This is a genomic window from Schlesneria sp. (genome assembly GCF_036405755.1).
Lineage (GTDB): Bacteria > Planctomycetota > Planctomycetia > Planctomycetales > Planctomycetaceae > Schlesneria > Schlesneria sphaerica.
This window is the reverse complement of the sequence record NZ_DASWWZ010000671.1, coordinates 1-7,941: the sequence shown is the minus strand read 5'-3', so window position 1 is coordinate 7,941 and position 7,941 is coordinate 1. Positions and strand designations below refer to the sequence as shown.

Below are 7,941 nucleotides of genomic sequence, written 5' to 3'. Positions count from 1 at the left end.
ATCACTCAGCAGAGTGCTGCGAATCTGGGTCTCGTCCTGAACCTTCAGCAGTTCGTCGACACGCCCCATCACTTTCAGCTCACCACCGTAAAGGATGGCGATCCGGTCGCAGACGTCCTGCACGTCAGCCAGCAGGTGGCTGCACATCAGAACGGTTTTCCCCTGCTTCTTCAGGTCCAGAATCAGGTCCTTCATGTCACGATTACCGAGCGGATCGAGACCGCTGGTCGGTTCGTCGAGCATCACCAGATCAGGATCGTTGATCAGAGCCTGGGCGACCCCGATTCGGCGAGTCATCCCTTTGGAGTACTCTTTCAGTTGCCGGCGACGGGCTTGCGGAGCCAGCTTGACCAGATCGAGCAGTTTGTCAGATCGCTCTTTTCGTTCGGCAGCGGACAGATTGAACAGCCGACCGTAGAAATCGAGTGTTTCGTAAGCATTCAGGAACCGGTAAAGATAAGACTCTTCCGGCAGATATCCAATCTTCTCGTTCTTGCTGACATCAGCGGCAGGCTTGCCGAGAATCGAAATCTCCCCTTCCGTAGGGAAGAGAAGTCCCAGCAACAGCTTCAGCGTCGTGGTCTTCCCGGATCCGTTCGGCCCCAACAGACCGAACACTTCACCCTTACGGATATCGAGACTCAAAGCATTGAGAGCTCTAACTTTAGGGCGACCCCAGAAGTCGCGATAGACTTTCGACAAATTGCGAATCTCGATGACAGCCTCAGACTGGCTCATGCATGCTCCCGGAGTCTCTAACGTAAAAGCCGATGACGACGAAAACGACTCAAACTCAAATCACCAACGAGATCTCGTCGGAAAAAATACAACTCACTGCTGACGGTGTACGTCGAACATGATGAAGGCGTTTGCTCTTCACATGTAAGATTTCAGAAATCGGTCCAGCTTGCGGAGCCCCATCCTAAAACCCCGACTTCGCCCTGACAAGCCGCTCAACGTTTACCGAGGCTGAATCAGAAGTTCGGGCTTTTCCAGGACTAAATAATGCCCGTGGTCTGCCGTCACAATCAGCAAAGACTCGTCCCAATTGCTGTGCTGCTCAACCCAGTCCGTGATGGTTTTCACGGCCGCGTCCCCACTGATGACCGCTCCAATTGAGTTATCGATGTTATTGTCGTGGTTTGCCCAGTCGACATCCCCTGGTTCAACCATCAACCAGAACCCTTTGGGATTCTTCGACAGCACTGTCATTGCTGCCGCCGCCATATCACTGAGACTCGGGTTCTCTGCGAGGTCGGCAGGCTCGTACTCTTCAGCCCGATTCGATCGACCGATAGTCGGAACAAAATCACCGTCCGCCGTCGCGAAAGGAAGATGTCCCGCATACTTGCCGACACCGTAGAAGCCGAACAGCCGGTGGCCCTCTTTCGCGGCGCGCTCGGCAGCCTGTTGCAGGGCCGCCTTCCCTGCGACACCCGGTTTGCGGATGGATGTGACGTACTTCCCACCGTTTTCGACGTCGATCGCTTCCAGATCCGCATCTGTCAGATACGCATTTCCGGGGACAAAATTTTCACCAGCCGTCGACTTCCTGGGGTTTCCCGCAACCAGACGATTGTCACCGAAACCACCCCCGATCACGACATCCATCCCCGGCAGAGGAACGTCGGGATGACTGATCGACTTGCGTCCAATCATGTCACGAGTCAGATCCTGATAATCGTCGCGGTGGACGTTGTGCGCATAGGCGGAAGCGGGCGTCGCGTGGCTGATCGGCACACTCGAAACAGCTCCGACCGAAATCCCCTGTTCCTGCAGCAGATGAGCAATCGTGGGAACCTGATTTCCCGCGTAGTCCACATTCACCCCGTTATTATACGTCTTGATGCCTGCGGTCATGCTGACAGCGGAACTGGACGAATCAGTGTAGGCGTGTCGGATGGGTCCTTCTTTGTTTCCCGAAATGGGGTAGAGCAGGTCACTCCCGGCGGTCCAGGCGTTTGGTCCGCCGAGCGAAACAGAATAACCACCGAAAAGCGTTCCACCCGGGTTCAAGACAGACTGAAGATTGGTGTCAACCTGGGTTCCTTCATTGTGCGGACTGGTGCACATATAACCGAACTGGGACGTTCCATTGGCCGTATAGTCCTGAAAATGGAAACCCGTCCCGCGTCCCTCGGTATACGCAATTCGCTGAGTCTTGTAGATCGCTGCCGCTCGCGTCGTCTGCCAGTCCATACCGTCGAAAACGACCAGAAAGACGTATTTCTTGCCCTTGGCAAATCCCGCCTGCTGAATTTGAAAGAGATTCGTTTGATCGAGGTACTCGGCTTGGTCATTCAGCGTGTCAGGGGGGACACGACCATAAATCCGCTGGAGTTCCGTTTCACTACGGTAGGGACTCTTCTTGCCCGTGTAACTTCTCAGATCCACGCCGTCCGGAGCGTTGAGCGTTCCAAAAGTGTAGACGGGAATCAGGCGATTTGAGTGAGAACCCCACGATTTGTAGTTTGAGGGCTCATGTCCCCAGTGCCCAAAGTCAGCCTTGTTGTCCTCAATTGCCTTTTGCTGGATCTCGCGCATGTAGTCAGAACAATCCGCTCGTTCCGTCAGATTCAGCAAGCAAAGACCAACGCACAGGACCAGTCCGAATCCCCGCATGAAACGTCCTCTTATAAACTTCGCGATCTCTATTTCGTCGTCCATTCGGGCAGTGGAGCGATCTCAGGTGTCGGAACGTTTCCTGGCCCGGGACGACCGCTATCCTGCAATCGACTGATGCAGCGTACCGTCATATCGTTCTGAACCGCGATCTGACAGCTCAGGCGTACGCCACTTGCCCCTTTCGCCTGAAGGATATTCTTTTCTGCGACGGTCATCTCTTCCGGTTCGCCTGCCAGAATTTCGACGCGACACGTCGTGCACCGGGCGACACCCCCACAGGCATGCAACTGGTCCACACCCGCATCTTCCACCAACGCCAACACCAGACGCTTGCCCTCTGGAACGTCAAACTCTCCAAAACCTTCCACGGTCAACTTGGGCATGTGTCTCTCTCCTTCTTCGTTTGCAATCAAAATTTGGTGTCGTCGGGTTGCCACGATGCAGCAAGGTCGTCATGAAGTCAATCCAACCGCGCTGCGATTCATGACTCGACTTTCTGCCGGCAATAGTCCTCTGGTGAGAACCGCAGGGGATCGTATTGCACAAACGTCTCTTTAGCGGCACGCCCCTCAGCAGGGAAGCAAGCCGCAACATCCCACAGAAGGGATCTGGCTATGGCAACTCCGTGAATCGTCCACAGAATAAATCGCCCGCAAAATAAATCGGCCACCGAGCGCCGGCTTTCACAGTTGCCATTCCGATGAGTTATACCGAGTCTCAGTGATTTTCGTCGCCGCAGCTCTCAGTGTCGCTGTCACATCCACCACTCTGGCCTGCCACGTCTCACTCAGAATTTTCCTCAGCGCCACAGACCCCAATGGGATGTTGACGACAAAATCGCGATGACTCCGACCTCGCCGGTAATCCGGCTGTCGACTCGGGAATGCGAGGCACCGGGCGAGCAGGTCCAGATCGAAATCGTAGAGCAGTGTTCCCTGATGGAGAAACGCATTCTTCAGCCAGCGCTGCGCGTTCCCCGAAAACTTCTGATTGTTCCAGACCAGATCACTCGTTCCACACACTTCAACCTGAGGCCCTTGCTGACTCAGTGCCACAGCGATCCGTTCCATCAACTTTGTCGTGACGCCACCCACCCCCAGTGTGCGATGTAAATTGGTGATGGGGAGCGCCAATGAATAGCACAGGCACCCCGGTCCGATCAGCACCGTCCCACCGCCACTTGCCCGACGAAAAATCCGGATCCCAGCGTCCGCACACGCCTTTACATTGACTTCCGTTTCGACACGGTTCGAGCGTCCCAGCACCACAAAGTACTCTTTCGGCTCCCAGAACCGCAGGCAGGCTTTCGCGGGTTCCGCCTCGACATCCGCGAGAAGCGCCTCCTCCAGAGCCAGATTGTCAGCCGGTGTCGGCAATGTCTCGTCATACCCCAGCACAGAGGCAGGCCAGGAAATTTCGGGCAGGTGACCGTCAGACATGAATTCGCCAGTGATGAAGGGTTCGTCGATCGATCACGAGGAAGGGGCTCTCCTGAAACGCCACGCTCGCGTGTTCTCGTGCGAGTTCCCGCCAGCCATAGAAGACCCGTTCGCCGTGTATTCAGGCTTTGACGGATCCGGATCCACAGCAGAAAATAGCGAGTTCGAGGGAAGTCACAACCCACCCCGCTCGCCACGCCCGGCCCCCGGTCCGTGCAGCCCAGTCACTCCCTCGAGGACTGAAACCTGTTCCTCAGACGGAGAAATCCCGTCAACAAATCAACAGAGAGACCCCAACCAGACAAGGGGTGCGGGGATTGCTTGTGGAACATCATGCGCTCCTGTGTAAGACATCGGGAAATCGCGTCACCCCTTACATTGAATCATGCCGAATCCAGCCGGACGAGAAGTCCCGTCCGACGCCACGTTCTCACAGTCCATTTAATGACAATGGCACGGACAATCCTCAGGGACTGCCCGTGCCATTTTGTTTCGTTCGTGGGATGGTCTTCCGCCACAATTCAAGCTGCGGTCTCCCTCCGATGCGTCAGCCCATCACAGATGGATGGTTCGACCGTCGACGGCGAACGCCGCCTCCTTAATCGCTTCCGCGAGGGTCGGGTGCGCGTGACTGGTACGAGCGATGTCCTCGCTGCTGGCACCAAACTCAATCGCAGCGGCCGCTTCGGCGATCAGGTCCCCGGCGTGAGCACCGATAATGTGGACGCCCAGAACTCGATCGGTCTCGGCATGAGCCAACATCTTGACCCGTCCTTCGGTTCGGCCAATCGCCTTGGCGCGACCGTTCGCCAGGAACGGGAAGATTCCTTTCCGATAGGGAATTCCCGCTTCCTTCAGCTGCTCTTCGGTCTTGCCGACACTGGCAATTTCCGGATCGGTATAGACGACGGAAGGAATCGCGTCGTAGTTCACGTGGCAGTATTTGCCCGCGATCGACTCGGCGGCGGCAACCCCTTCGTCTTCGGCTTTGTGAGCGAGCATCGGGCCGGGGATACAGTCTCCCACGGCGTAAATCCCGGGTACAGAGGTTTCAAACGTGTGAGGATCAACTGTGATGAATCCACGCTGATTGCGAGCGATATTCAGCTTTTCCAGGCCAATCTCATTGGTGTTCGGAAGTCGTCCGACAGCAAGGAGGACGCGATCACATTCCACCGGTGGCTGACCATCGCATTCGACAACGCACTTTTGTCCGACCACGCGGGCTCCCGTCACTCGCACACCCAGCCGGAACTCAAGTCCCTGCTTCTGCAGAGTCTTCTGTGCTTCCGTCGCAATCTCGGTGTCCATTCCCGGTAGGATGCGGTTCAGATACTCGAGAACGGTCACTTTGGAACCAAGTCGCGACCAGACGCAACCCAGTTCCAGTCCGATCACGCCGGCACCAATCACCACCAGATGCTGTGGGACGGTGGGGAAGCCCAGAGCTTCGGTGCTCGTCCCAATCAGGTTGCCGTCGACCTCGACACCTTTCAGTGGTGCAGAGTAGCTGCCGGTGGCGATCAGAATTTTCTTGGCGTCAATTTCGACGGGCTCGGCGCCTTCAACCGCGACTTTCCGTGGAGCGACAATCCGCCCCTTGCCGGTGTAGCGTGTGATCTTGTTCTTGCGGAACAGGCCTGCAATCCCTGTCGTCAGACCAGTAACGACGGAATCCTTCCGTTTCATCATGGTGGCAAGATCCAGCTTGACCCCGTCGACGCCGACGCCGTACTCCTTCAGATGATGCTGAGCCATCTTGTAGAGTTCGCTCGCTTCGAGCAGCGCTTTGCTGGGAATACAACCAATCCGCAGACAGGTCCCCCCCAGGGCCCCTTCCTGCTCGACGCATCCGACATTCAGTCCCAATTGCGCCGCACGAATCGCCGCAACGTATCCGCCGGGCCCGGCACCAATGACAACCAGATCATGTTGAGGCATTTTCGATTCCAGCATTCAGTTGAAACAACGAGACAGCAACCTCGTGTCCGGACACTGCTTCGGCCCCGGGCGACCAACGAAGTCTTGCTGCAAAGGTAGGGTCTAAAAGTTGACCGGGGCGCCCTCGCATTGAGGACGCCCCGTGTTGTAACTCAATCATTTCTCGCGGACGAGCATTCCGTGGGGATTTCGCCAGTCAGACTTCATCCCACTTTGAACGCGCTTTCATCCGTGATCGATCAGACGTCGAGAAGCAAACGAACAGGATTCTCGAGACAATCCTTGATCCGCTTCAGGAATGTAACGGCTTCGCGACCGTCCACGATCCGGTGATCGTAGGTCAGTGCAAGATACATCATCGGTCGGATGACGACCTGTCCGTTCAGAGCGATCGGACGATCCTGGATGGCATGCATCCCGAGCACTCCGCTTTGTGGCGGATTGACGATCGGGGTTGAGAGCAGCGATCCATACACCCCACCATTCGTGATAGTGAACGTTCCGCCGGTCAGTTCCTGAGGACTGAGAGTGTTCCCTTTGACCTTGTTGGCGAACTCGGCAATGGCCTGCTCGATCTGCGCGAAGCCCATCCCTTCGGCATTGCGAAGCACGGGAACGACCAGTCCCTTGCCGCCACCAATCGCGATCCCGATATCGAAATAGTTATGGTAAACGATCTCGTTACCCTGGATCTCAGCGTTAATCGCAGGGAAGGTCTGCAAGGCATCGATCGCGGCCTTCACGAAGAAGGACATGAACCCGAGCTTGATCCCGTAGCGCTGCACGAACGCGTCCTGGTGCTGCTTTCGCAGATCCATGATGGCCGTCATGTCGACTTCGTTAAAGGTCGTCAGCAATGCCGCGTTGGTCTGAGCTTCGACCAGCCGCGAGGCAATTCGCTTGCGGATCGGACTCATCGCCTGTCGCTTTTCCGAGCGGTCCCCAGCGACGATCGTTCGTGCTGGAGCAGGGGCTGGAGCCGGTTTGGCGACAGCGGGAGCGGGTGCCTTCGGTGCAGCAGCCACTTGACGCTGAACGTCTTCTTTCAGCAGCCGCCCGCCGGGTCCCGTTGGGGTCACCTGGGATGGCTTCAGACCGTTCTCGGCCAGAGCAGCAGCGGCCGACGGCATGACGCGAATGTCACCTGTCGCGGCCGGCTTGGCAGCACTGGCAGCGGCGGGTGCTTCGGCTTTTGCAGGTGCGGCAGCCGGAGCTGCGGCGACAGCCGTTTCGTCGATCAAGGCGATCACAGCGGGAAGCTCAATCGTATCGCCAGCGTTGAACATCAACTTGGTGACCACACCCGTTTTGGGTGCGGGCCATTTCGTTGTGGCCTTATCACTTTCCAGCTCGACGATGTCTTCGTCGGCCGTGATCTGCTCACCAACCTGCTTGAGCCATTCAACGACGACGACCTCCGAGACGGAATCGCCAAAATCACCTTTCTTCAGCTGTACTTCGACTGTCATGAGACTTCGTCATCCTTTGCCTGTCAGGAACAGAGCGTATTTTCAATGCAGAGAATCAATGCTGAGACGTCAAACTGTTTTTCGACTAGTGCGAGGTCGCAGGTTTTGTCGAAGCGCCGATCACCTTGGTCAAAATCTCGTTTTGTTCGAGATCGTGACTTTTGTGCGATCCCGTTGCCGGACTGGCCGAAGCGGGTCGAGACACGCATGACAGCGGATAGCGTCGGAAGAGCGATTCGCCCCAGTGAACTCGCAGGAACCGCCAGGCACCCATGTTCTCGGGTTCTTCCTGTGCCCAGACGACCGGCGTCCCATCAGGATAGGCGGACAGAACTTCTTCCAGCTCTTTATCCGGAGTCGGATAGAGCTGCTCAAGCCGCAGAATCGCCACGTCGTTTCTCTGCAGTTCTTCGCGGCGGGCCGCCAATTCGTAGTAGATCTTGCCCGTGCACAGCACGATCTGACGA

At 56.6% G+C, this 7,941-nt stretch carries 6 protein-coding genes and 1 pseudogene; all 7 read right to left on the bottom strand.

Translation table 11 applies throughout. The features are described from left to right. On the bottom strand, positions 1-738 hold a 738-nt coding region (locus VGE80_RS22210), incomplete at its 3' end, for an ABC transporter ATP-binding protein (RefSeq protein ID WP_440594170.1). A 222-nt stretch (positions 739-960) separates the two neighbouring features. Then, on the bottom strand, positions 961-2,622 hold the full coding sequence (locus VGE80_RS22205) for an alkaline phosphatase (protein ID WP_373650984.1): 1,662 nt from the start codon (positions 2,620-2,622) through the stop codon (positions 961-963). A 29-nt stretch (positions 2,623-2,651) separates the two neighbouring features. Continuing rightward, complete coding sequence (locus VGE80_RS22200; protein WP_373650983.1) at positions 2,652-3,008, bottom strand: 2Fe-2S iron-sulfur cluster-binding protein; 357 nt, start codon at positions 3,006-3,008, stop codon at positions 2,652-2,654. Between the two features lie 300 nt (positions 3,009-3,308). Beyond that, positions 3,309-4,064: a lipoate--protein ligase family protein gene (locus VGE80_RS22195; RefSeq protein WP_440594169.1), complete on the bottom strand. Its 756-nt coding sequence runs from the start codon at positions 4,062-4,064 to the stop codon at positions 3,309-3,311. A gap of 555 nt (positions 4,065-4,619) precedes the next feature. After that, the gene (gene lpdA / locus VGE80_RS22190) at positions 4,620-6,005 is read right to left on the bottom strand and encodes a dihydrolipoyl dehydrogenase (RefSeq protein WP_440594168.1); all 1,386 of its coding nucleotides are present in this window, start codon (positions 6,003-6,005) and stop codon (positions 4,620-4,622) included. A gap of 239 nt (positions 6,006-6,244) precedes the next feature. Then, positions 6,245-7,474 (bottom strand): 2-oxoglutarate dehydrogenase complex dihydrolipoyllysine-residue succinyltransferase, encoded by a 1,230-nt coding sequence (gene odhB / locus VGE80_RS22185; RefSeq protein WP_373650980.1) that lies wholly within the window; start codon positions 7,472-7,474, stop codon positions 6,245-6,247. A gap of 85 nt (positions 7,475-7,559) precedes the next feature. After that, a pseudogene (locus tag VGE80_RS22180) lies at positions 7,560-7,941 on the bottom strand (2-oxoglutarate dehydrogenase E1 component); the annotation flags it as partial.